Genomic DNA, 779 nt, shown 5'->3' on the forward strand with positions numbered 1-779 from the left:
ATAGGCGACTTGTAAAGAGTGGAAGTAGTTTGAAATAGAGTGAATCACATCAATGTCAGCGGGCGAAATGTTGATCGCATACATTTGCCCCATCTTAATTAGAATTTGAGCGTTGTCTGCATTCTCTGCTAAGTCAATCGCGCGGATCGCACGGTGACTAATACTGGGTGTTAGCTCAAATGCTCGAATGGCGAGTTTAAGAGCAGGCAGCAACATGTGGTGTTTTTCGTAGATGCAGCTTAAGCAGTCAATTACGTTAAGTGACAATGAGCGAGCAACAAGGTAATTATGGAGCTTGTTGATTGCGTCTTTGGTTTTGCCCATGCTGTCCAAAACCAAGGCTTCCGCAACGAGCTTGGTCGGGTGCATGTTAGTTTTCGATTCACGTAATACGTAAGCAAGAAACTCCCACTGTTCGAAGCCGATTAGATGTTCAATCAGGCTGGCCTCATATTGAACGCTCTTTTCTGTGTTGGGTACAGACAGTGCGCGTTGCAACATAGCTGGAGAATTGATCGGATAACACAATGTTTGCTGGGTGATCTGTTGAGATTCTTTAACGGCGAGATCAATCTTCTGACCTAACATTGGGGTTTTGATTGGCTTAGAGATAAAGTGGTGCGCTTCTCCTGAGAGTGCTGTCAAAACCGTTTCTTGGCGCATATCACCGGATAACAAAACCGTCGCAACGGTATGATCGATAAGTCTTTTACGATAAAGAATGCCGAGTAATTCGAACCCTGTGAATGTCTGCTCTAGATGGTAGTCAATCAAGAGTA

The 779-nt window shown here is 44.4% G+C and carries 1 pseudogene; it reads right to left on the minus strand.

Annotation, left to right across the window (positions count from 1 at the left end):
* Positions 1–779: pseudogene (locus tag KIV40_RS34605) on the minus strand (response regulator); the annotation flags it as partial.

The organism is Vibrio sp. D173a, from assembly GCF_030248475.1.